Genomic DNA, 21,622 nt, shown 5'->3' with positions numbered 1-21,622 from the left:
ACCGCAGCGGCGAACGGCGCGATCTTCGCCTCCGCCAGCGCACGCACCGACTCCCGGAGCATGTCGTGCTCCTCCGAAGGCCGATACAGGTCGAAATCAGCAGAACCCGCCACTGTGTCTCACTCCCGCGTTGCTAACTACCGTTAAGTAACCCAAAGGGTAGGCCGTTGCGGGGCACCGGGCCAGAGCCCGACTATGCTCGGGCAGGCATTCCGCCCGACGTCTCTGGAGTCCCGCATGACCCTGAAGATCACCGTCATCGGAACCGGCTACCTGGGCGCCACCCACGCCGCGGCCATGGCGGAGCTCGGCTTCGAGGTGCTCGGACTGGACGTCGTCCCGGAGAAGGTCGAGATGCTGGCCGCGGGCCGCGTCCCGCTGTACGAGCCCGGTCTGGAGGAACTCCTCGCCCGGCACGTCGCCGGGATCGAGGGCTCCAGCGGGCGGCTTCGCTTCACCACCTCCTGGGAGGAGGTCGGCGCCTTCGGCGACGTGCACTTCGTCTGTGTGAACACCCCGCAGAAGCACGGCGAGTACGCCTGCGACATGAGTCATGTCGACGCCGCCTTCGCCTCGCTGGCCGCCGTCGTCCGCGACGGCGCGCTCGTCGTCGGCAAGTCGACCGTGCCGGTCGGTTCGGCCGACCGGCTCGCCGCGCTGCTCCCCGAAGGGGTGGAGCTCGCCTGGAACCCCGAGTTCCTGCGGGAGGGCTTCGCCGTCCAGGACACCCTGCACCCGGACCGGATCGTGGTCGGCGTCCGCGGCGAGCGGGCGGAGAAGACGCTGCGCGAGGTGTACGCGGTCCCCGTCGGCGAGGGCTCGCCGTTCGTGGTCACGGACTTCCCGACCGCCGAGCTGGTCAAGACGGCCGCCAACTCCTTCCTCGCCACCAAGATCTCCTTCATCAACGCGATGGCGGAGGTCTGCGAGGCGGCCGGCGGCGACGTCGTCAAGCTCGCCGAGGCCATCGGCCACGACGACCGGATCGGCGCCAAGTTCCTGCGCGCGGGCATCGGCTTCGGCGGCGGCTGTCTGCCGAAGGACATCCGGGCCTTCATGGCCCGCGCGGGCGAGCTGGGTGCCGACCAGGCCCTGACCTTCCTGCGCGAGATCGACTCGATCAACATGCGGCGGCGCGGCCAGATGGTCGAGATGGCCCGCGAGGCCCTGGGCGGCACCTCCTTCCTCGGCCGCCGGGTCGCCGTGCTCGGCGCGACCTTCAAGCCCGACTCGGACGACGTCCGCGACTCCCCCGCCCTCAACGTGGCCGGTCAGATACACCTCCAGGGCGGCCAGGTGACCGTGTACGACCCCAAGGGCATGGACAACGCCCGCAAGGTCTTCCCGACGCTCGGGTACGCGGACTCGGCCGTCGACGCGGTCCGTGGCGCGGACGTGGTGCTCCACCTGACGGAGTGGCGCGAGTTCCGCGAGCTGGACCCGGCGGAGCTGGCCTCCGTGGCCTCCTCGCGCGTGATCCTCGACGGGCGCAACGCCCTGGACGGGGAGCTGTGGCGGGCCGCCGGCTGGACGTACCGCGCGATGGGCCGCCCCCGGTCCTGAGCACCCTGGAGGGAGCGGTACGCCTCCCGTCAGGGCCCGTAGGGGTCAGGCCGCGCGCCGGGCGCGGGCGCCGCGGGCCAGGTACTCGGTCTCGCGCAGCGCCCGGGTGACGTTGGCGTGGGCCAGGCCCACCAGCTCGGGGGCGGACCAGCCCCTGCGGAGCAGCTCGGCGAAGAGCGGTACGTAGCCGAGGCCCGGGGACAGGGCGCGGGAGAGGCCCGCGCCGTGCGGGCCCGCCTGCGCCCGGACCCGGTCGAGCACGTCGGCGGTGGCCCCGGGATCGCCGGTCACCGTGACCATGCAGACGGCGCCGTTGCCGCCGAGGAGGCGCAGGACGTCGTCCGGGAGGTCCTCCGGGGCGGCACGGGTCAGTAGGACGGGGGCCCGGGTGGCGGCGAGGGCGCGGCGGACGGTGTCGGGGTCCGCGCCCGAGAGGTCCACGGCCAGGCCGATGCGGTTCATCTCCCGTACCGCCTCGCGGGCGAAGCGGTCGAAGCGGGTGAGGTTCACGGCCCGCACGCCGAGCGCGCGGTAGGCGCGGAGGGTGGCGGCGGAGCCGCCGAGGGCGGTCCAGCCGACCGGGCCGAGAACGGCGGCGAGCCGGCCGCTGCGCCGGGCCCGTGCGATCTCGGCGGTGGTGCGGGCCAGGCACAGGCTGTCGGGGCGGGCGGCCACGAGGGACCGGGCGGCGTCGATCCGGCGGAGGGTGCCGATGACGCCCTCGTCGGTGTCGACGAGCAGCGACCAGAACCGGGCGCCCACCTCCGCCGTACCGGCGGCCGGGACGTCCTCCGGGTCGGCGGACGGCGGCAGCTCGCCGTGGCCTTCGAGCACCGGGTGTGCGGCGAGGAGCGCGCGGGCCCATGCCGTCCGGCCCGTCTCCGCGGCCCTCGGCGGGCCCGCCGTACCGGCGGGAGCGGACAGCGGGGAACGGTCGTCCAGATCGGCCATGGCACAACTCCGGGCTCGGTGACGCAGTACCGCCCCGCCGAAAGGGCGGGGCGGTACTGTCCAGCGTGCCACCGTTCCCCGCCGGGGGCCCGGCGGGCAGGGCCGGACGGGTGAGGTGGCCGGGCCGCAGCCGTACGGCGCTCAGGCGCCGGTCGCCGCCGGGCCGTCCAGGACGTCGATGGTCGCGTTCGACGGGGCCGTACGGCCGGCGAGGTCGCGGGCGACGTCCTCGGCGTCGCGCAGGACGCGGACCGCGTTGGACCAGGTCAGCTTGGTCAGGTCCGCCCGGGACCAGCCGCGGTGCAGGAGTTCCGCGATCAGGTGGGGGTAGCCGGCGACGTCGTCGAGGCCGGCCGGGGTGAACGCGGTGCCGTCGTAGTCGCCGCCGATGCCGATGTGGTCGATGCCGGCGGCCTCGCGCATGTGGTCGAGGTGGTCGGCGACCGTGGCGACGGTGGCGACGGGACGCGGGTCCACCGCCTCGAAGGCCCGGTGGATCTCCATGGCCCGCGGGGTGGTGTCGAGGTGGTGCAGCCCGTGGGCCCGCAGGTTGGCGTCCGCGCGCTCGGTCCAGGCGACGGCGGCGGGCAGGATGAACTTCGGCACGAACGTGGCCATCGCCACCCCGCCGTTGGCCGGCAGCCGCTCCAGCACGTCGTCGGGGATGTTGCGCGGGTGGTCGCAGACGGTCCTGGCCGAGGAGTGCGAGAAGATCACCGGCGCGGCCGTGGTGTCCAGGGCGTCCCGCATGGTGGTGGCGGCGACGTGCGAGAGGTCCACGAGCACACCGGTGCGGTTCATCTCGCGGACGACCTCGCGGCCGAAGGCGGAGAGCCCGCCGACGCGCGGCTCGTCGGTCGCCGAGTCCGCCCAGTCGTTGTTGTCGTTGTGCGTGAGCGTCATGTAGCGGACGCCGAGCGCGTGCAGCGCGCGCAGGGTGGCGAGGGAGTTGTTGATCGAGTGGCCGCCCTCGGCGCCCTTGAGGGAGGCGATACGGCCCTGCTTCCGGGCCGCCTCCATGTCGTCCGCCGTCAGGGCGGGGGCCAGCTCCGTGCCGTACCGGGCGAGGAGCTGGTCGACGATGTCGATCTGCTCCAGGGTGGCGCTGACCGCGTGGTCGCCGGTGAGCCGGGACGGCACGTACACGGACCAGAACTGGGCGCCGACGCAGCCGGCCCGGAGGCGGGCCAGGTCGGTGTGGAGCGTGCCGGTCTGATCGGCGCCGATGTCCAGCTTGTCCAGGTCGTACCGGACGTGCTCGCGCAGCGCCCACGGCAGGTCGTTGTGACCGTCGACGACGGGGGCGGAGGCCAGGAGCTCCCTGGCCTCCGCGAGGCGGTCGGCGGCGGTGGGCACCGCGCTCACTTGGCGAAGCCGAAGGAGGCGGAGCCCTCGACCTTGGCCCGCAGGCGCTTGCCCTTCTCGGTCGCCTGGTCGTTGAGCTCCTGCTGGAACTCCGTCATGCGGCCCAGCAGGTCCGGGTCGTGCGCGGCGAGCATCCGGGCGGCCAGCAGGCCCGCGTTGCGGGCGCCGGCGACGGAGACGGTGGCGACGGGGACGCCCGCCGGCATCTGCACGATGGAAAGGAGCGAGTCCATGCCGTCGAGGTACTTCAGCGGCACGGGGACGCCGATGACCGGCAGCGGGGTGACCGAGGCGAGCATGCCGGGCAGGTGGGCGGCGCCGCCCGCGCCCGCGATGAGCGCCTTGAGTCCGCGGCCCGCGGCCTCCTCGCCGTACGCGATCATCTCGCGCGGCATCCGGTGCGCGGAGAGGACGTTCACCTCGTAGGGGATCTCGAACTCGTCGAGGGCCTGGGCGGCGGCCTCCATGACGGACCAGTCGGAGTCGGACCCCATGGCGATGCCAATGAGCGGATTACTCAACGATCGTTCCTCGCAGGTAGTCGGCGGCGTGACGCGCGCGCTCCAGCACGTCGTCCAGGTCGTCGCCGTAGGTGTTGACGTGTCCGACCTTGCGGCCGGGCTTCACGTCCTTGCCGTACATGTGGATCTTGAGCTGCGGGTCCCTGGCCATGCAGTGCAGGTACGCGCCGTACATGTCCGGGTAGTCGCCGCCCAGGACATTGCACATCACGGTCCAGGGGGCGCGCGGGCGCGGATCGCCGAGGGGGAGGTCGAGGACCGCCCGGACGTGGTTGGCGAACTGCGAGGTGACCGCCCCGTCCTGGGTCCAGTGGCCGGAGTTGTGGGGGCGCATCGCGAGTTCGTTGACGAGGATGCGGCCGTCCGCGGTCTGGAAGAGCTCGACGGCGAGGTGACCGACGACACCGAGCTCCTGGGCGATCCTCAGGGCCAGCTGCTGGGCCTGCCCGGCCAGCTCGTCGTCCAGGTCCGGGGCGGGCGCGATCACGGTGTCGCAGACGCCGTCGACCTGGCGGGACTCCACGACCGGGTAGGCGACGGCCTGGCCGTGCGGGGAGCGGACGATGTTCGCGGCGAGCTCGCGCGTGAAGTCGACCTTCTCCTCGGCGAGGACGGGGACGCCGGCCCGGAAGGGGTCGTGGGCGTCCGCCTCGGAGCGGACGAACCAGACGCCCTTGCCGTCGTACCCGCCCCGCACCGTCTTGAGGATGATCGGGAAGCCGCCGACCTCGGCCGCGAAGGCCGCCGCGTCGGCCGGGTCCGCGACGATGCGGTGCCGTGGGCTCGGCGCCCCGATCGCGTCGAGCCGGGCGCGCATCACCCCCTTGTCCTGGGCGTGCACCAGCGCGTCCGGGCCGGGCCGTACGGGGATGCCGTCGGCCTCCAGGGCGCGGAGGTGCTCGGTGGGCACGTGCTCGTGATCGAAGGTGATCACGTCACAGCCGCGCGCGAAGTCGCGCAGGGTGTCGAGGTCGCGGTAGTCGCCGACGACCACGTCGCCGACCACCTGCGCCGCCGAGTCCTGCGGGGTGTCACTGAGGAGCTTGAACCTGATGCCGAGGGGGATACCCGCCTCGTGGGTCATACGGGCGAGCTGCCCGCCTCCGACCATGCCTACTACGGGGAACGTCACCCTCTTAGGGTATCCGCACAACCAGGATGACCCGTTCGGCTGTGTGTTGCCACAGGTGGGGTGGGGAAGGATCAGAGTTTCGACTGCGGGCAGACGTTCACCGGACGGGCTGGTTAGCATGGATTGGTTGACGTCATCCGGACGTCATATGAACGGATGGAACGAGCGACCACCATGAGTGACCGAAGCGCACTGCGGGTGCGGCTCGACCGGCTGTCCCGCGAGTTCGCGAAGTTCGGCGCGGTGGGCGGCGTCGGGGTCCTGGTCGACCTCGGCGTCTTCAACCTCGTCCGGCACTTCACGGACCTCCAGGTCGTCCGGGCGAGTGTCATCGCCACGGTCGTCGCCATCGGTTTCAACTACCTCGGGTTCCGGTACTTCACGTACCGCGACCGCGACAAGAGCCGCCGGACCCGCGAGGTGACGCTGTTCTTCGTGTTCAGCGCGATCGGTCTGGTGATCCAGAACGGTGTGCTCTTCGCGGCGACGTACGGCTTCGGCTGGGACTCCCCGCTGCAGAGCAACATCTTCAAGTTCCTGGGCATCGGTCTCGGCACCGTCTTCCGCTTCTGGTCCTACCGCACGTGGGTCTTCCGCGCGCTGCCGGACCCGGAGGAGAAGGAGGCGGTGCAGGCGGCCGAGGCCCTGCTGGAGCGCGCACCGCGCCAGGCGTCCCGCCGTCAGCCCGACCGGGTCTGACCCGCTCCCGTCCGCTCGGAAGGGCCGGTCCGTCTCCACGGACCGGCCCTTTCGCGTATGTACGGACCGGTGGCGCGGGGCCCGGACCGGTCGGCCGCGCAGGCCTCCGCGGCCCCGCGCGTCAGCGGACCGGGCGCTCGCCCGACCCCTGGTCCGAGCCGCTGCGGACCTCGCGGCTCAGGAACAGGGCGAAGACCGGCGGCTGCTGCTGGAGCAGTTCCAGGCGCCCGCCGTCCGCCTCCGCGAGGTCGCGGGCCACGGCCAGGCCGATGCCGGTCGAGCTGCGCCCGCTGACCGCCCGCTCGAAGATCCGCGCGCCGAGGTCGGCCGGGACGCCGGGGCCCTCGTCGGTGACCTCGATCACCGACTGGTTGCCGGTGACGCGGGTGCGCAGGGCGACCGTGCCGCCGCCGTGCATGAGCGAGTTCTCGATGAGCGCGGCGAGCACCTGGGCGACCGCGCCGGGGGTGCCGACGGCCCGCATGCCCTGCTTGCCGGAGTGGACGATGGCCCGGCCCGCGCTGCGGTAGGCCGGCCGCCACTCCTCGATCTGCTGCTTGATGACCTCGTCCAGGTCGAAGGCGACGGCGGAGCCGGTCCGCGGGTCCCGCGCGTTGGTGAGCAGCCGCTGCACCACGTCGGTGAGCCGCTCGACCTGGGTGAGGGCGATGTGCGCCTCCTCCTTGACCGTCTCCAGGTCGTCGGCGAGCGCGACCTCCTCCAGGCGCATGGAGAGCGCGGTCAGGGGCGTGCGGAGCTGGTGGGAGGCGTCGGCGGCGAGCCGGCGCTCGGCGGTGAGCATCCGGGCGATCCGCTCGGCGGAGGCGTCCAGGACGTCCGCGACCCGGTCCAGCTCGGGGACCCCGTACCGCCGGTGCCGGGGCCGGGGGTCGCCCGAGCCGAGGCGCTCGGCGGTCTCGGCGAGGTCGGTGAGCGGCGAGGCCAGCCTGTTCGCCTGGCGTACGGCGAGGAGGACGGCGGCCACGACGGCGAGCAGGGCCACGGCGCCGATGATGAGCAGGGTGCGGCCGACCTCGGCGGTGACGGTGGACCGGGACTCCTCGACGATCACGGTCTCGCCGCGCTCGCCCTCGGCGAGGCCCCGGATGACGTCCCCCGACGGGGGCTCGCCGATCTCGATCGGGGGCCGGCCGGGGATGAGGATCCGCGCGTACCGCTTGGCGCCGCTCTGTTCGGCGAGGATGTCCGGGTTGACCGGTTCACCGCCGATCAGCCGGCTGTCGACGATGGAGACGATCCGCAGGGCCTCGGAGTCCACGCTCTCCTGGGCACTGCTGGTGATGGTGCGGGTCTCCACGATGACCAGGGAGACCCCGAAGACGGAGATGACGACGAGCACCACGGCGAGCGTGGAGTTGATGAGGCGGCGGCGCACGGGGGTGGCTCAGCTCTTTTCGAAGCGGAAGCCGACACCGCGCACGGTGGCGATGTAGCGCGGGTTGGCCGCGTCGTCGCCGAGCTTCTTGCGCAGCCAGGAGATGTGCATGTCGAGGGTCTTGGTGGAGGACCACCAGGTGGTGTCCCAGACCTCGCGCATCAGCTGGTCGCGGGTGACGACCCGGCCCGCGTCCCGGACGAGGACCCGCAGCAGGTCGAACTCCTTGGCGGTGAGCTGGAGCTCCTCGTCGCCCATCCAGGCCCGGTGGGACTCGACGTCGATGCGGACGCCGTGGGTGGAGGGGGCGGCGGCGGGCTCGGCCGAGCCGCGCCGGAGCAGGGCCCGGACGCGGGCGAGGAGTTCGGCGAGCCGGAAGGGCTTGGTGACGTAGTCGTCGGCGCCGGCGTCCAGGCCGACCACGGTGTCGACCTCGTCGGCGCGGGCGGTCAGGACCAGGATGGGGACGGTGTGCCCCTCGGCGCGCAGTCGCCGGGCGACCTCCAGGCCGTCCATGCCGGGCAGCCCCAGGTCGAGGACGACCAGGTCCACCGCGCCCTGGAGTCCCGTGTCGAGGGCGGTGGGTCCGTCCTCGCGGACCTCGACCTCGTACCCCTCTCTCCGCAGGGCGCGGGCCAGCGGTTCCGAGATGGATGCGTCGTCCTCGGCGAGCAGTACACGGGTCATGGGGTGATGGTAGTCCGCGGGGGTACCGCGCCGGGGCGGGATGCCGAGGCGGCCCGGGGGCGGCGGGGGCGGGACACGGGGCCCGCCCATGGGTCCTCCGGATCATGGCGCGTAACCTACTCATGACCTTCGAATGAAGGCGGGTGGTTCCTTTGTCACCTGTGATCCATCTCTCAAGTCCTTCCATATCCGGCACTGTCGTGTCGTATGGTGTCGAGTAGTTCTGTTGCGGTAATCGGGGACCTTTGGCCGTGTTCGACACGCCAAGGGTCTCTTTTCTGCACGGGGCCGCCCCGGCGACCCTGAGGACAGCGAATGACCTGTGGGCCGGGTCCGGGGCGCGACATCGCGCCAGGGCGTGGATCCCGGAGGGGCGCGACCGCACCCCGCCGGTGCCGGCCTCCCCCACCGGGCGCACCCGCTCACGAAGCGAACGCGTCCCGACAGAGCAAGGATCGACATGGCGTCCAGCCTGACGGCGGCTTCGACCGGGGCTCCCCGGTACCAGAAGACGTTTCTCGGCCACCCTCGCGGCCTGACCACCCTCTTCTTCACCGAGATGTGGGAGCGGTTCTCCTACTACGGCATGAGGGCCCTGCTGGTCTACTACCTGGTCTCCGGTGGCGTCGACGCCGCCAAGGGCGGCCAGGGCGGCGGCCTCGCCATGACGGCGGCCACGGCCACGGCCATCTACTCGGTGTACGTGTCGATGGTCTACCTGATGGCCATGCCCGGCGGCTGGTTCGGTGACCGCGTCTGGGGTGCCCGCAAGACGGTCACCATCGCCGGTTTCGTCATCATGGCCGGTCACGTTCTGCTGGCCCTGCCCGGCCAGCCGGCGTTCTTCGCCGGTCTGGCGTTCGTCGCGGTCGGCTCGGGTCTGCTCAAGGCCAACATCTCGACGATGGTCGGTCACCTCTACGACGGCCCGGACGACCCGCGCCGTGACGGTGGCTTCACCCTCTTCTACATCGGCATCAACCTGGGTGCCTTCGTCGCGCCGTTCGTGATCGGCACGATCGGCAAGGAGTACAGCTGGCACCTGGGCTTCGCCCTCGCCGCCGTCGGCATGGGTCTCGGCCTCGCCGTCTTCCTGGCCTTCGCCAAGAGCCTGAACCCGAAGAGCAGCGAGGTCCCGAACCCGCTGTCGCCGGAGGAGCGCAAGGCGATCGTCACCAAGGTGGCGCTCGTCGTCGTCCTGGCGGCCGTCTTCTACGGGGCCGTCGTCGCCCTCGGCATGTACACCCTGAACTGGGCCCTGGTCCCGCTCACCCTCGCCGGCCTGATCATCCCGGTCGCCGTCCTCGTCCGCATCAAGCGCGACAAGGACCTCGACAAGGGCGAGCAGTCGAAGATGAACGGCTACATCTGGTTCTTCGTGGCCGCCGCGATCTTCTGGATGATCTACGACCAGGGTGGCTCCACGCTCTCCCTCTTCGCGGACGGCAAGACCGCCGACAGCGTCTTCGGCCTCGGCTTCTCCGCGACCTGGTACCAGTCGCTGAACCCGCTGTTCGTCATGGCCCTCGCGCCGGTCTTCGCCTGGCTGTGGCTGTGGCTGGCCCGGAAGAACCAGGAGCCGAACACCATCGTGAAGTTCGCGATGGGTCTGGTCCTGGTCGGCGCCTCGTTCTTCGTCTTCATCGTCCCGATGAACATGGCGGCGGACGGCACCAAGGTCTCCCCGATGTGGCTCGTCTCGATCTACATGATCCAGACCATCGGTGAGCTGTGCCTCTCCCCGGTCGGCCTCTCGGTCACCACGAAGATGGCCCCGAAGAAGTACGCCTCCCAGATGATGGGCGTCTGGTTCCTCGCCGTCACCGCCGGTGACTGCACCACGGGTCTGCTCTCCATCGCGGGCGTGGACCTCAACGGGACCGGGATCATCGCGCTGCAGGCCACGCTGGCCGCGCTCGCCGGATTCGCGATCTACATGTACCGCAAGAAGGTCCAGGAGCTCATGGGCAGCGTCCACTGACGCCGCCGGCGCCCGCCGTACAACGGCGAAGGCCCGCCGCACCCTGACGGGGTGCGGCGGGCCTTCGCCGTTGTACGGGACCGGCGGGCGGCGCGCCGTACGGCGCGCGAGCGGGCCGGGAAGGCTAGGCGAGCCCGGCAAGATCCGAAAAAGACACGGCCTAGGAGGGCGCGGCCAGTTCGGCCCACACGGTCTTGCCGGGGGCGCCGGGGACGCGCTCGACGCCCCAGTCGAGGCAGAGGCGCTGCACGATGAACATGCCGTGGCCGCCGGGGCGTCCGGCGCGGTGCGGGGTGCGGGGCGTCGGCTGGCCCGCGCCCCGGTCGGCGACCTCCAGGCGCAGCGCCTTGGGCAGCCGTACGACGCGGAGGCTCTCGGGGCCGTCCGCGTGCAGGCACGCGTTGGTGACGAGCTCGGAGACGACGAGCAGGACGTCCTCCGCGGCGGCCCGGCGGTCGGCGGTGGCGGCCGGCAGCCAGCCCCATTCCTGGAGGGCGGTTCTCGTGAAGTCGCGGGCGAGCGGCACCGTGCCGCTCGTCTCGCCGAGGGCGAGGGTACGGACGTCGGTGGCTTGGTCCATCAGCGCTTCACCTCACCGAGTGACGAGACAGAGGGGCAGGACGTGCGGGTGGTGCGAGGGGGGGGTGGGGGCTGCGGCGCCCTCAACCGGGCAGGGCCGTGTCGAGGGAGTCGTGCAGGGTGAACACGGCGTCAGCGCCGGTGATCCGGAAGACCCGGGCCACCGCGGGGCGCATCGCCACCAGGTGGACGCCGCCGCCGGCGGCCTCCGCCCGCATCCGGGCGCCCAGCAGGACGTTCAGGCCGGTCGAGTCGCAGAACTCGAGGTCCGAGCAGTCGACCACGAGCCGCGTGCGGCCCGCGTCGAGCGCCCCGTCGAGCGGGGCACGCAACAGTTCGGCCGTGTGGTGATCGAGCTCACCCCGGGGTGCGAGGAGTTCGCTGCCACCCACGGTCCGGACCTCGACCCGCAGCCGCCCGGGCTGCGCGCTGTCGATGTGCTGGCGGTCCATGGCCGTGCCTCTTCTCGCTCTCGCCTGTGCGACTGATGTGCCACGAACCCTACAAGCGGGACGGGCCTTCCCGCACATGAGGTACCCCGCAAACCGGACAAGCAGGACTATTGGCACTTGCAACCGTCCGGGTGAAGCCGGTAGGGCTAGAGGAGAACACCCGACACGGCCGGCTCTGGAGGCGCCGCAAACCGCAGCAAGAAGATCCACGGAGGAGTTCCATGTCACCCCGGCTCGACGACCCGCGTACCCCCGACGCGCCGTCGGCAATCCCGTTCCCCGCCCCTTCGACCCCGGACCCCGAGTCCCCCGCCGGACTGTTCCCGGACGGTCCGCCCCCGCACGACACGACGCCCGACCCGGCGCTCGACCCGCGGTTCCTCGACCCCCGGTCCCTCGACCGCCGTCCGCTCGACCGGATGGCCCCGGCCGACGCGCGCGCCCTGTCGAAGCACCTCTTCGCCCGGCTCGCCGAGCTGGAGGAGGGCACCCACGAGTACGCGTACGTCCGCAACACCCTCGTCGAGCTGAACCTCGCCCTGGTGAAGTTCGCCGCCGGCCGGTTCGCCAGCCGCAGCGAGCCGATGGAGGACATCGTCCAGGTCGGCACCATCGGCCTCATCAAGGCCATCGACCGCTTCGAGCTGTCCCGCGGCGTCGAGTTCCCGACCTTCGCGATGCCGACGATCATCGGTGAGATCAAGCGCTTCTTCCGCGACACGTCCTGGTCGGTGCACGTCCCGCGCCGCCTGCAGGAGCTGCGCATCACGCTCGCGCGGACCGGCGACGAACTCGCCCAGCGCCTCGACCGCTCGCCGACCGTCGCCGAACTCGCCCGGGAACTCGGCATCTCCGAGGACGAGGTCGTCGAGGGCATGGCCGCGAGCAACGCGTACACCGCCAGCTCGATCGACGCGCAGGCCGACGAGGAGGACGGCGAGAACTCCCTCGCCGACCGGCTCGGCTACGAGGACCACGGCATCAGCGGCATCGAGTACATCGCCTCCCTCAAGCCGATGATCGCCTCCCTGCCCTCCCGTGAGCGGCAGATCCTCTCGCTGCGCTTCGTCTCCGGGATGACCCAGTCGGAGATCGGCCAGGAACTCGGCATCTCGCAGATGCACGTCTCCCGGCTGCTCACCCGCACCCTCGCCCGGCTGCGCCGGGGACTGACTCTGGAGGAATGAGTCCCGCCGCCTCCCCCCAGCCGTCAAGATGACTGCGGAAAGGGCCCGTTCACGGTCGGCCGACCCGGGACGGGCCCTTCCGCACGACCGGCGGGCCTTGTTGACGCGCCCGTCCGGAAGGGGCCACATTGAGCCCGGGGTCCAGGGGGGAATCACATGGTTTCTGCGTACGCGGAACTCGAGGAGGACATGCGGAGGCGGCTCGGGGGCCGGGAGTGCCTCTACGTCCCCTCCTGCCGCCTCGGCCTCTATCTGGCCCTGCGCCACTTCTGCCGGCCCGGCGGCCGGGTCCTCATGTCGCCGGTCAACGACGACGTCATCCTCTTCGTGGTCCTCGCCGCCGGACTGCGCCCGGTGCAGGCGCCGCTCGACCCCCGGGACGGCTCGATCGACCCGGCGGCCGTCCCCGGGTCCGTCTGGCGGGGCCTGTCCGCCGTCCTCACCACCAACCTGTACGGCAACCCCGACCCGGCTCCCGAGCTGCGGGCCCGCTGCGACCGGCTCGGCATCCCGCTGATCGAGGACGCCGCCCACGCGATCGGCTCCACCACCGGCGGCCGCCCGGTCGGCACGTACGGCGAGGCCGCCGTCTTCAGCCTCTCCAAGCACACCGGCGCCAGGACCGGCGGCTTCCTCGCCCTCGCGGACCCCTCGCTCCGCGCGGACCTGACCCGCGCCCGCGACGCCCTGCTGCTCCCGGCCCGTACCGCATCCGAACTCGCCTACCTCCTGCGGCCCGGCGCGGAGGCCGCCGTACGGCACCTGCGCCTCACCGGCGCCGCCCGCGCCGCCCTGCGGGCCCTCGGCCTGGAGGAGCGCGAGGAGATCCGCATGCCGCTGCGCGCCGACGCCCTGGCGCGGGCCCTGCCGGCCGCCCCCGCGCTGGACCCGTTCCACCCCTGGATCCGGGTCGACCTGCACGACTACCGCCTCCGCCCGGGCACGGCCCGGCTGCGCCGCACCCGGGCGAGGCTCGCCCGGCTCGACACGGTCCTCGCCGCCCACCGGGAGGGCACCGCGCGCCTCCTTCAGAGCGAGTACGGGCCCGGCGGCGGCCCGGCCCAGCCGCTGTTCCGGGTGCCGCTGCTCGTCGAGGACCGGGACGCGGCCGTCGCCGCCCTCGCCCGGCACCGGATCACCGTCGGCTACCTGTACGACCCGCCGCTCGACACCTACGCGGGCGGCACCTTCACCGACCCCTCCCCCGCCCCGGCCGCCGCCGCGCGGTTCGCCCGGCACGCCCTGCCCGTGGACCCGCGCCTCGCCGCCCGGACCCTCACGGCCCTGCGGACCGCCGGGATCAGGCCCGCCCACCCCGCCGCGGCCCCCGGCGGCGCGCGGTGACCGGGACGACACGGACGCCGGACACCGGCCGCCCCACCGCCGGGAAGCCCACGGGCGCCGCGCCGGAGCCCGCCGCGGACGGGCCGGGCGACAGCTCCCTCTTCCGCAACGCGTACGCCCTCATGCTGTCCACCGGCGTCTCCGCCGCCCTCGGTCTCGGCTTCTGGCTGGTGGCCGCCCGCCACTACACCGAGGAGGCCGTCGGGCAGGGCTCCGCCGCCATCGCCGCCCAGCGGATGCTCGCCTCGCTCACCGCGACGACGCTGACCGGCGCGGTCGTCCGCTACGTACCCCGGGCCGGGCGCGCCACCGGGCCGCTGGTGGCACGCCTGTACCTGGTCAGCACCCTGGTCGTCGGCATCGCCTCCGGTGTCTTCCTGCTCACCCTGGACCTGTGGGGCCCCTCGTACGCCCCCCTCGGCACGCTCTCCGCCGGCGTCTTCTTCACCGCCGCCAGCATCGGCTGGGCCCTGCTCACCCTCCAGGACGCGGTCCTCACCGGTCTGAGACGCGCCGTCTGGGTCCCCGTCGGCAACGCCGTCTTCTCACTCGGCAAACTGATCCTGCTCGTCGTCCTCGCCGCCGGGCTGCCCGTCCTCGGCGTCTTCGTCTCCTGGTCGGCGGCGATCGCGCTCTCCGTGCTGCCGCTCGGCTGGCTCGTCTTCCGGCGGCTCATCCCCCGCCAGGCCCGCGCCGACCGGGACCGCGAGCCGCCCACCCTGCGCGAGATCGGCCGGTTCCTCGCCGGGGACTCCGTCGGCTCGGTCTTCAGCCTCCTCATGATCAGCCTGCTGCCGATGATGGTCGCCGTCCGCTTCGACTCCGCCCACAACGCCTTCTTCTACACGGCCTACACCGTCGGCGGCACGATGGAGTTCATGGCCATCAACATGGCCTCCTCCCTCACCGCCCACGCCTCGCACAGCCCCGAGTCCCTCGCCGAAGGGGTGCGGGGCGCGCTGCGCCGCATGGCGCTGCTGCTCGTCCCGGTCGTGCTCGTCCTCGTCGTCCTCGCCCCGCTGATCCTCGCCCCCTTCGGCGCGGAGTACGCCGAGAACGGCACGACCGTGCTGCGCCTGCTCTCCGCCGCCGCGCTGCCCCGGGTCGCCGTCGAGCTGTACATCGGCGTCCTGCGCGTCCAGGGCCGCACGGGCATGCTCGCCGCCCTGCAGGGCGGCATGTGCGTCCTGGTGCTGGGCAGCGCGGCCGTCCTCCTCGGGCCCTTCGGCATCGCCGGGGCCGGATACGCCGTCCTCGGCGGGATGACGGTGACGGCCCTCGCGTGCGTACCGGGCCTGCGGGCCACGCTCCGGGGCCGGGCGGCGCCCGAGGGGCCGAAGGCCGCCGCACGGGTGAGGGAGCGCGCGGAGGACGGCTACGGCACCAACTGGGCGCGCGAGAGCGCCTATCTGCGCGGGGCGCACGACTCGGTGACGCCGGCGTTCGGCATCCCCGTCCTCGTCCCCCGGGAGCGGTACGAGGAACCGGCCGCCGTTCCCCGGCGGCGCGCGCCCCGGCGCCCTCCTGGGGCCGCACCGCTGCTGTGGCCGCTCCTGGGCGCCGCCGCCGCGCTCTTCTGGCTCCCGCTGATCCCCGCCGGCGACCTCACGGCCGGCCGGCTCTCCGGACCCGCCCTCCTCGCCGCCCTGCCGCCGGCGACCCTCGCCGCCGGGCTGCTGCTCGTCGCCCTCCAGGGCACCGCCGTCGCCCTGCGGCCCTTCAGGCCCGGCTTCACCGCGGCGGTGCTGCTCACCACCTTCCTCGCCCTGCACACCGCCCCGCCCCTGCTCGGCCTGCCCCCCGCGGACGCCGGCGGCCCCGGCGCCGGCCTCCTCGGCACCGGCCCGGCCGCCGCCGCGGCCCCGATCGTGGCCCAGGCCCTCTGCCTCCTCCTCGCCGCCGCCCTGCTCCACGTCCTCGGCACGGGCCCGCGCGTCACGGCCGGGGCCGTCTGGGTCCTGGTCTGGGCCGGCTGGGCGGGACAGCAGGCGTTCGCGACGGCGCCGCTGACGGTCCTGCTGGGGCTGGGGGGCGGGGTGATGGCGGGGTACGCGCTACGGGGGCTGACCGGCGGCCGGGGCCGCCGCTGAGCCTGCCGGCGGCCGTCAGCGCCGCGGCACGGGCTGGTTGAAGTACGGGTCCTGGCCGGCGATCCGGTACCCCTCGAGGGCCGGCCCCTGATCGACGGTCAGATCACAGCCCGGCCCGGGCACGGCGCGGTTCCAGTGCACGTACGCCTTCACCTTCGGCAGCGTCGGGGCGACCCCCGGGACGGCGGCGTACCAGTCGCGCTGCCGCTCGGGCCGTTCCGGGTCGGGGGCGGTGGAGAACTCGGCGAGCATGACGGGCTTGTCGGCCGAGATGTTCTCGCGCAGCCAGTCGTGACCGGGGCGCTGGCTGCGGTCGAAGTCCAGCCACTTCGTCGTGCCGTGGCACAGGTGGTAGTTGTACTGGTCCATGCCGATCCAGTCGACGTAGGCGTCGCCGGGGTAGAGCCGCTTCATCGTGTCCGCGCTGCCGAGGTAGCCGGAGACCGTCCACACCCAGACGACGTTGTCCGCACCGAGCCGCTGGAACCGGTCGTGGAGGTGGCGGTAGGCGGCGACGTACTCGGCCGGTGTCCCGGCCCCCTCCTTGATCCGGGCGTCGGCCTCCTGGTCGAAGGAGAGGAAGACCCGCTTGCCGTAGTCCTTGATGCGGCGGATCTGCGGGTCGAGGATCGCCTCGTCGTACTGCCCGGAGGCGATGTTCTTCCAGCCGAGCTGAGTCTCGGTGTACCCGGCGTGGTGCGGTTCCTTCCACACCGTGGACTCCCAGGCGAGCATCAGCATCCGGTCCCGGCCGAGGGCCCGCTCGTCGGGGGTGAGGAGGGTCCCGTCGAGCTCGTTGCCCGACATGTCGTGGTACGTGTAGACGAGGTCGAGGCGGCGGCCGATCTTCTTCTCGAAGGCGTGCACCGGACGGGTGAGCGAACTGTGGGCGTCGTACGGGATGTACGCCCCCCACCAGGCCCCGCAGGGCGCGACGAGCCGGGCGTCGGCGGCGCACCGGTCGTCCCCTTCGGCGACGGCCGCCCACACCCCTATGCCGGCGGTCAGCGCGCCGACGGCCGCGAGCGCCACCGCGAGCCGTCCGGCCGCCCCTCCCCTGGCGTACTGCCTGCTCATCGGCTCGCACCGGGGCCTCGTTTGCGGAACCGGACGGCCCGCGGGCCTTCCGGTTCGACGGCGCCACGCGTGGCGGCGGGCAGCGGCAGACCCGGCAGGAACGCGACGACGGTGGTGAACGCGGCGAGCGGGACGAGGAAGGCGGACACGGAGAACCCTTCGACCAGGAAGAGGAGGGTGGCGGTGAGCGAGGCGAGGGAGAGGCTGATCGGCGCGGCCAGCGCGAAGGCCTCCAGACGGGCCCCGGGCCGCAGCCCGCCCGGCTGCGGATGCAGCAGGGCGAGGCCGGGGCCGAGGCAGACGAACAGCAGCACGGGCGGCCAGCGCAGCGGGGAGCCGCCGGGCAGCAGGGTGGCCGCCAGGGCCACCCATCCGGAGACGGCGACGACGGTTCTCGTCCGGTTCTGGGTCGGGTTCACGGTGTACCACCTGAGGTGGCCGGGGTGCCGGCGGGGGTCGGGGTGTAGTCGAGGACGATCCCGTACGGGTGTTCCTCGACGGTGGTGAAGACCGGCGAGGCCTTGAGGCGCTCGCGCAGCAGCGCGAAACCGCCGGGTGGCAACAGGCCCTGACTCGCCGTGTACGTCTCCTGGGTGCGGGTGAGGACGACCCGCGCCCTGGTGCCGGGCGGGATCCCCTCGGCGAGGTGACGAGCCGGATCGACGAGCATCTTCTCGTTCGCGGGCCGCTCCTGCTCGGCGAAGAACCAGTGCTCGACCTGGTCGTAGCGGTGCAGCGCCTGGGGGAAGGAACCGGCGGTGGCCAGCAGCAGCCCGCCCTCGGGGAGTTGGTCGATGGCCCGGGTGACCAGTTCCGTCTCGGCGGGCGGGGTGTAGTACATCGTCTCCTTGCCGTAGTACGCGGGCAGGAAGCCCGCCATCAGGGCGACGAGGACCACCGGCAGCGCGACGGCCGTGACGCGCCGCAGGGAGCGCCCGCCGCGCGTCCTGCGAGCCCCCGCGGCGGCGGGCACCAGCGCCGCCGCGGCGAAGAACGCGGCGCCCGGCAGCCCGAAGAGGTAGACCCGGAACAGCATCTCGCCGCCGTAGTCGTTGACGGCGAACAGCGGGACGGGGGCGATCGAGACGAGCAGCAGGGGCAGCGCGCTGCGGGTCAGCCGGCGGCGGAGGAGGACGGCCGCACCGGCGAGCACGACGACCGCGAGGGCCATGACGATGCCGGCCCGGCCCGCCAGCTCGGGTCCGGGGCCGGTGAGCTGGCCGGCGTATCCGGCACGGGAGTTCTCGGTGAGCCGGCCGAGGGACTCACGAAGGGTGCCGAGCGTCTCCAGGAACAGGGGGCGGCCCATGGTGAGGTTCCAGGTCAGCATGAGCAGTCCGGCGACGGCCAGGAGACCGTAGTTGCGGTACCGGCGGGTGAGCCCGAGGGCGAACAGCGCCGCGCACAGCATGATCGGCGTGAGCTGGTGGGCGGCGTTGATCGCGAAGATCAGCGGGGAGATGATCACCACGCAGACCGCTCTCTGGCGCGGGCCCGTGGGCGGTGGCACGGCGGTGGCGGCCGGGTCGAGGAAGGACCGGTCCCGGAGCCGTCCCGCCGAGCCGGGACGTACGAAGTGACGCAGCACGACCGCGAGCACGGTGAGGTGCAGGATGTACGCGAGGCCCTGGGGCGCCAGATAGTCCTGGCCGACCCAGTTGGCGAGCTGGAAGATCCAGACCGCGGTCCACACCAGGCGCCAGTCCTCGGCGAAGGTGCGGTAGATCAGAACGAGCACCGGCAGGGCGATCAGGCCGAGGACGACCGGCGCCCAGTTGAGGTAGACGGCGGTGCTCTCGACGCCGAAGGCGCGGACGAGCGCGGCGTTCAGGGTGAAGAAGCCCGGCCACTGGTCGTACGCGGACATGTTCCCGGACAGGGCGGCGTACGGGCGCAGTTCCCCGGCCCCGAGCAGCGTGTTGACGACGGCGTCGTGCTTGGAGGCCCAGGGATAGCGCACCGCGTCGTACAGCACGGCCGGCGGCCCCTTGAGCGCGAGGATCAGCCCGGCACAGTAGGCCAGGGGCCAGCCCGGCGAGGTCCCGGCCCGTCGCAGGGCCGTCAGGAAACCGGCGGTGAGCACGAGCAGGGCCGCGTGGAACAGGAGGGGCAGCCGGTCCAGGAGGCCGTAGGCGCCCATCGTGCGGAAGTCGATCCCGGGCAGGGCGAGTGCCCACAGGCCCAGGCCGAGCACCAGGAGGGTGGGGGGCAGCCAGGTGGGATCGGGCATGCCGGTGCGGCGCGGCGACGGGATGCCGCCGGCTCCGGTGCCGCGGGCCGGGGCGATGGGCGCGGGAGCGTCCTCCGCTCGCACCGGTGCGACCCCTTGGTGGTGCTGCTGCACGGCGGTTCTCCCCCCACCATCCTCTGCGACGGACAGAGGAACGTACGTCGGTCGATCCCTGCACTCGCCTCCCGCCGGCCCGGCGGGCGGTGACGATCCCGGCGTGCTCCGCCGCTCAGCCCGCGAACCGGGGGCCTCTGAGCCGGGCGCGGGCCCTGCGGTACATCCGCCAGCCGAGGGTGGGCAGGGAGTCCGGGTACGGGGCGGTTCGCGCGCCCCGGCCCTCCATCCACTGCTCCACGTCGGTGACGGTGTGGGTGCGGCGCACGATGAGGCGGGCGAGGCGGTAGACCTCGTCGCGCCGGGAGCTGAGGGCGTGGCGGACGGCGGCGGCCGAGGTGTAGCCGGCGGCCGCGGCGGCCCGGCGGACGGCCGGGCTGTTGTAGCCGTGCGGGTAGGCGAGGTGCCGCACCTCGTGGCCGAGGGCGTCCTCCAGGACGGCTTTGGCCTCGCGCAGTTCGCGCCGCAGGGCGTGCGGCGTGAGGGTGTCGAGCTGCGGGTGGGTGACGGTGTGGGCGCCGACCTCCATGCCGTACTCCTCCAGGCGCGGGGCCTGCGCGAGGGTCATCATCGGCGCGGGCGGCAGGAGGCAGGGGCGGCCGGGGGTGATCGCCCCGGTGGTGAGGTAGGCGGTGGCGGGCAGCGCGCGGGAGGCGAGGGCCTCGGCGGTGGGGCCCGCCAGGTCGGCGAAGCCGTCGTCGAAGGTGAGGACGACGGGGCGGGGCGGCAGCGGGGCGCCGGTGGTGAGGTGCGCGACGAGGGTGCCGACGGTGACGGCGGTGCGCCCGGCGGCCACGATCGCGTCGAGCTGGGCCGCGAACTCCCTCGGGGTGACGGTGAATTCGGCGATCCAGTCCGGCGGGTCGTCCCGCACGGCGTGGTAGAGCAGGACCGGTACGCGGCTGTGGACGGGTGCTCCGTTCATCGCTTGCCTCCGCGTGTGCGGGCCGCCAGGTAGCCGAGGGGGCCGTGGAGCATGCCGCGCCGCTCCCTTCGGGAGAGCGAGCGCGGCCACGGGTGGTGGTGGGTGCCGTGCTCGCCGGGGACGCCGCCGCCGGAGGTCTGGCCGCGCGAGGCGGTCATCACGCGGGCGTGGGCGAGGCCGCGCGGGAGCCGGGCGAGGAGCGCGGGCAGCAGGCGGGGGCTGCGGACGAGGGTGGCGGTGAGGTAGGCGGTGAGGCCGGCGCCGTAGCCGTACGCCTGGTTCCGCAGGTCCTGCCAGGTCTCGCGGTGGTGGTGCCAGACGAGGGCCTCGGGGGTGTAGCGGAGCCGGAAGCCGGCGGTGAGGACGGCGACGAAGGCGTACAGGTCGTCGCCGCCCTTCGCCGGTGTGCCGGTGCCGGTCGCCGGGTCGAAGCCGCCGGCCCTCCGCAGGGCGGTGGCGCGGAAGGCCATGTTGGCGCCGGAGCCGAAGCTGCCGGCGGTGAAGGGGAAGAGGGGTTCGTCGGCGGGCGGCGCGGCCGGGTCGTACAGGCGGGGCGCGAAGCCCTTGGCGAAGCCGCCGTGCGCTTCGAGGAGGATCTGGGCGGGGGTGCTCAGCCGGGCGGGCAGGATGAGGCCGGTGACGCAGCCGAGGCCGGGGTCGGCCGTGAACGGTGCGGTGAGGGCGGTGAGCCAGTGCGGATCGGCGATCACGTCGTCGTCGGTGAAGGCGAGGACGTCCCCGTCGGCGGCGGCGGCCCCGGTGTTGTGGGCGACGGCGAGCCCGGGGGTGTCCTCGCGGACGTACCGGACGCGGCCCGCGTACTCCTGGGTGACCAGGTCGCGGGTGTCGGTGGTGCGGGGCGCGTTGTCGACGACGATCAGTTCGTGGTCCGGGTGGTCCTGGGCGAGCAGTGAGTCGAGCGCGCGGGCGAGGGAGCGGGGCCGTTCGCGGGTGGCGACGATCACGGAGGTACGGGGCGGGGGGCCTTCGGGCACCGACCGCGACCGGGCGGCGAGCCGCTCGGCGTCGCTCCGGGGCCCGGCCGCCGCGAGCCGTGCGCGGGCGAGCGCGGCGAGCACCCCGGCGGCGTCCTGTCCCTCGGGCACGGTGCCGGTGACGGTGGCGGCGGGCCGCCCCCGGAGCCGTACGAGCGCGTACACGTCACCGCCGCTCGCGAGCGGCGGGCCGCCGGGCGCGGGCCGGAGCGACAGGACGTTCCCGTCGGGCGCGTCGAGATCGAGCTCGGCGACGGCGAGCGAACGCGGGGGCGGGGCGGTTCGGCTGCTCAACGGGGTCCCTCGGGGAAGTACGGCGACGGGGTACGGACGG

Annotated in this window: 19 protein-coding genes; 6 read left to right on the top strand and 13 right to left on the bottom strand. The window is 73.3% G+C overall.

Features of this window, described 5'->3' with window-relative positions:
* Nucleotides 1-237 precede the first annotated feature (237 nt).
* A complete protein-coding gene (locus tag ACFY60_RS26145; RefSeq protein ID WP_388615701.1) occupies nucleotides 238-1,563 on the top strand; it encodes a UDP-glucose dehydrogenase family protein in 1,326 nt (441 codons plus the stop codon).
* Nucleotides 1,564-1,608: 45 nt separating this feature from the next.
* Here the strand turns inward: ACFY60_RS26145 and ACFY60_RS26140 are convergent, their stop codons facing one another.
* The 4 genes from ACFY60_RS26140 to ACFY60_RS26125 form a co-directional block, all read right to left on the bottom strand.
* Nucleotides 1,609-2,514 carry a membrane dipeptidase gene (locus tag ACFY60_RS26140; RefSeq protein WP_388615704.1) on the bottom strand — a complete coding sequence of 302 codons (906 nt, stop codon included), beginning with the start codon at nucleotides 2,512-2,514 and terminating at the stop codon, nucleotides 1,609-1,611.
* A 141-nt stretch (nucleotides 2,515-2,655) separates the two neighbouring features.
* Nucleotides 2,656-3,879 carry a dipeptidase gene (locus ACFY60_RS26135; RefSeq protein ID WP_388615706.1) on the bottom strand — a complete coding sequence of 408 codons (1,224 nt, stop codon included), beginning with the start codon at nucleotides 3,877-3,879 and terminating at the stop codon, nucleotides 2,656-2,658.
* Complete coding sequence (gene purE, locus ACFY60_RS26130) at nucleotides 3,876-4,373, bottom strand: 5-(carboxyamino)imidazole ribonucleotide mutase (protein WP_309050202.1); 498 nt, start codon at nucleotides 4,371-4,373, stop codon at nucleotides 3,876-3,878. The genes ACFY60_RS26135 and purE overlap by 4 nt, the downstream gene beginning before the upstream one ends.
* Nucleotides 4,374-4,392: 19 nt before the next feature.
* A complete protein-coding gene (locus tag ACFY60_RS26125) occupies nucleotides 4,393-5,532 on the bottom strand; it encodes a 5-(carboxyamino)imidazole ribonucleotide synthase (RefSeq protein ID WP_388615708.1) in 1,140 nt (379 codons plus the stop codon).
* Between the two features lie 174 nt (nucleotides 5,533-5,706).
* On the opposite strand from ACFY60_RS26125, the gene ACFY60_RS26120 reads away from it, so the two are divergent.
* Entirely contained in the window at nucleotides 5,707-6,231 is a 525-nt protein-coding gene (locus tag ACFY60_RS26120; RefSeq protein ID WP_388615711.1) for a GtrA family protein, read from the top strand.
* 121 nt (nucleotides 6,232-6,352) lie between these two features.
* Here ACFY60_RS26120 and ACFY60_RS26115 read toward each other — a convergent pair whose 3' ends face one another.
* Entirely contained in the window at nucleotides 6,353-7,627 is a 1,275-nt protein-coding gene (locus ACFY60_RS26115; protein ID WP_388615714.1) for an ATP-binding protein, read from the bottom strand.
* 9 nt (nucleotides 7,628-7,636) lie between these two features.
* A complete protein-coding gene (locus ACFY60_RS26110; RefSeq protein WP_309050197.1) occupies nucleotides 7,637-8,314 on the bottom strand; it encodes a response regulator transcription factor in 678 nt (225 codons plus the stop codon).
* Nucleotides 8,315-8,774: 460 nt separating this feature from the next.
* Here ACFY60_RS26110 and ACFY60_RS26105 point away from each other — a divergent pair, with 460 nt between their 5' ends.
* On the top strand, nucleotides 8,775-10,295 hold the full coding sequence (locus tag ACFY60_RS26105; RefSeq protein WP_386339275.1) for a peptide MFS transporter: 1,521 nt from the start codon (nucleotides 8,775-8,777) through the stop codon (nucleotides 10,293-10,295).
* A 160-nt stretch (nucleotides 10,296-10,455) separates the two neighbouring features.
* Here ACFY60_RS26105 and ACFY60_RS26100 read toward each other — a convergent pair whose 3' ends face one another.
* Together ACFY60_RS26100 and ACFY60_RS26095 are read right to left on the bottom strand one after the other, a co-directional pair.
* Nucleotides 10,456-10,875 (bottom strand): ATP-binding protein, encoded by a 420-nt coding sequence (locus ACFY60_RS26100; protein ID WP_309050195.1) that lies wholly within the window; start codon nucleotides 10,873-10,875, stop codon nucleotides 10,456-10,458.
* Nucleotides 10,876-10,957: 82 nt separating this feature from the next.
* Nucleotides 10,958-11,326 (bottom strand): STAS domain-containing protein, encoded by a 369-nt coding sequence (locus ACFY60_RS26095; protein WP_309050194.1) that lies wholly within the window; start codon nucleotides 11,324-11,326, stop codon nucleotides 10,958-10,960.
* A 221-nt stretch (nucleotides 11,327-11,547) separates the two neighbouring features.
* Here ACFY60_RS26095 and ACFY60_RS26090 point away from each other — a divergent pair, with 221 nt between their 5' ends.
* The 3 genes from ACFY60_RS26090 to ACFY60_RS26080 all read left to right on the top strand — a co-directional run bounded on the left by ACFY60_RS26090 (nucleotide 11,548) and on the right by ACFY60_RS26080 (nucleotide 15,947).
* Nucleotides 11,548-12,513 carry an RNA polymerase sigma factor SigF gene (locus ACFY60_RS26090; protein WP_388615720.1) on the top strand — a complete coding sequence of 322 codons (966 nt, stop codon included), beginning with the start codon at nucleotides 11,548-11,550 and terminating at the stop codon, nucleotides 12,511-12,513.
* Nucleotides 12,514-12,669: 156 nt separating this feature from the next.
* Complete coding sequence (locus tag ACFY60_RS26085; RefSeq protein ID WP_388615723.1) at nucleotides 12,670-13,857, top strand: DegT/DnrJ/EryC1/StrS family aminotransferase; 1,188 nt, start codon at nucleotides 12,670-12,672, stop codon at nucleotides 13,855-13,857.
* Complete coding sequence (locus tag ACFY60_RS26080) at nucleotides 13,854-15,947, top strand: lipopolysaccharide biosynthesis protein (RefSeq protein WP_388615726.1); 2,094 nt, start codon at nucleotides 13,854-13,856, stop codon at nucleotides 15,945-15,947. The genes ACFY60_RS26085 and ACFY60_RS26080 overlap by 4 nt, the downstream gene beginning before the upstream one ends.
* A gap of 15 nt (nucleotides 15,948-15,962) precedes the next feature.
* On the opposite strand, the gene ACFY60_RS26075 is transcribed toward ACFY60_RS26080, so the two are convergent.
* From ACFY60_RS26075 to ACFY60_RS26055, 5 genes are all read right to left on the bottom strand, one after another.
* Complete coding sequence (locus tag ACFY60_RS26075) at nucleotides 15,963-17,024, bottom strand: glycoside hydrolase family 26 protein (protein ID WP_388615729.1); 1,062 nt, start codon at nucleotides 17,022-17,024, stop codon at nucleotides 15,963-15,965.
* Complete coding sequence (locus ACFY60_RS26070; protein ID WP_388615732.1) at nucleotides 17,021-17,443, bottom strand: hypothetical protein; 423 nt, start codon at nucleotides 17,441-17,443, stop codon at nucleotides 17,021-17,023. The genes ACFY60_RS26075 and ACFY60_RS26070 overlap by 4 nt, the downstream gene beginning before the upstream one ends.
* Nucleotides 17,440-19,338, bottom strand: coding sequence for a hypothetical protein (locus ACFY60_RS26065; RefSeq protein ID WP_388615735.1), 1,899 nt, complete (start codon nucleotides 19,336-19,338; stop codon nucleotides 17,440-17,442). Before ACFY60_RS26065 ends, ACFY60_RS26070 begins: the two co-directional genes overlap by 4 nt.
* A 145-nt stretch (nucleotides 19,339-19,483) precedes the next feature.
* Nucleotides 19,484-20,293 carry a polysaccharide deacetylase family protein gene (locus ACFY60_RS26060; protein WP_388615738.1) on the bottom strand — a complete coding sequence of 270 codons (810 nt, stop codon included), beginning with the start codon at nucleotides 20,291-20,293 and terminating at the stop codon, nucleotides 19,484-19,486.
* Complete coding sequence (locus ACFY60_RS26055; RefSeq protein WP_388615741.1) at nucleotides 20,290-21,582, bottom strand: glycosyltransferase; 1,293 nt, start codon at nucleotides 21,580-21,582, stop codon at nucleotides 20,290-20,292. The genes ACFY60_RS26060 and ACFY60_RS26055 overlap by 4 nt, the downstream gene beginning before the upstream one ends.
* Nucleotides 21,583-21,622: the final 40 nt, after the last annotated feature.

The sequence above is a fragment of the Streptomyces sp. NPDC012827 genome (assembly GCF_042900905.1).
GTDB lineage: Bacteria > Actinomycetota > Actinomycetes > Streptomycetales > Streptomycetaceae > Streptomyces > Streptomyces gulbargensis.
The sequence above is the reverse complement of the archived record's forward strand: the minus strand, read 5'-3'. Positions and strand labels throughout refer to the sequence as shown.

Excerpts from the sequence above, each read along its gene's own strand:
- ACFY60_RS26100 (WP_309050195.1), bottom strand. The coding sequence starts at position 10,875 with ATGGACCAAGCCACCGACGTCCGTACCCTCGCCCTCGGCGAGACGAGC.
- ACFY60_RS26140 (WP_388615704.1), bottom strand. The coding sequence starts at position 2,514 with ATGGCCGATCTGGACGACCGTTCCCCGCTGTCCGCTCCCGCCGGTACG.
- ACFY60_RS26060 (WP_388615738.1), bottom strand. The coding sequence starts at position 20,293 with ATGAACGGAGCACCCGTCCACAGCCGCGTACCGGTCCTGCTCTACCAC.
- purE (WP_309050202.1), bottom strand. The coding sequence starts at position 4,373 with ATGGGGTCCGACTCCGACTGGTCCGTCATGGAGGCCGCCGCCCAGGCC.
- ACFY60_RS26120 (WP_388615711.1), top strand. The coding sequence starts at position 5,707 with ATGAGTGACCGAAGCGCACTGCGGGTGCGGCTCGACCGGCTGTCCCGC.
- ACFY60_RS26090 (WP_388615720.1), top strand. The coding sequence starts at position 11,548 with ATGTCACCCCGGCTCGACGACCCGCGTACCCCCGACGCGCCGTCGGCA.
- ACFY60_RS26145 (WP_388615701.1), top strand. The coding sequence starts at position 238 with ATGACCCTGAAGATCACCGTCATCGGAACCGGCTACCTGGGCGCCACC.
- ACFY60_RS26095 (WP_309050194.1), bottom strand. The coding sequence starts at position 11,326 with ATGGACCGCCAGCACATCGACAGCGCGCAGCCCGGGCGGCTGCGGGTC.
- ACFY60_RS26105 (WP_386339275.1), top strand. The coding sequence starts at position 8,775 with ATGGCGTCCAGCCTGACGGCGGCTTCGACCGGGGCTCCCCGGTACCAG.
- ACFY60_RS26110 (WP_309050197.1), bottom strand. The coding sequence starts at position 8,314 with ATGACCCGTGTACTGCTCGCCGAGGACGACGCATCCATCTCGGAACCG.
- ACFY60_RS26075 (WP_388615729.1), bottom strand. The coding sequence starts at position 17,024 with ATGAGCAGGCAGTACGCCAGGGGAGGGGCGGCCGGACGGCTCGCGGTG.
- ACFY60_RS26085 (WP_388615723.1), top strand. The coding sequence starts at position 12,670 with ATGGTTTCTGCGTACGCGGAACTCGAGGAGGACATGCGGAGGCGGCTC.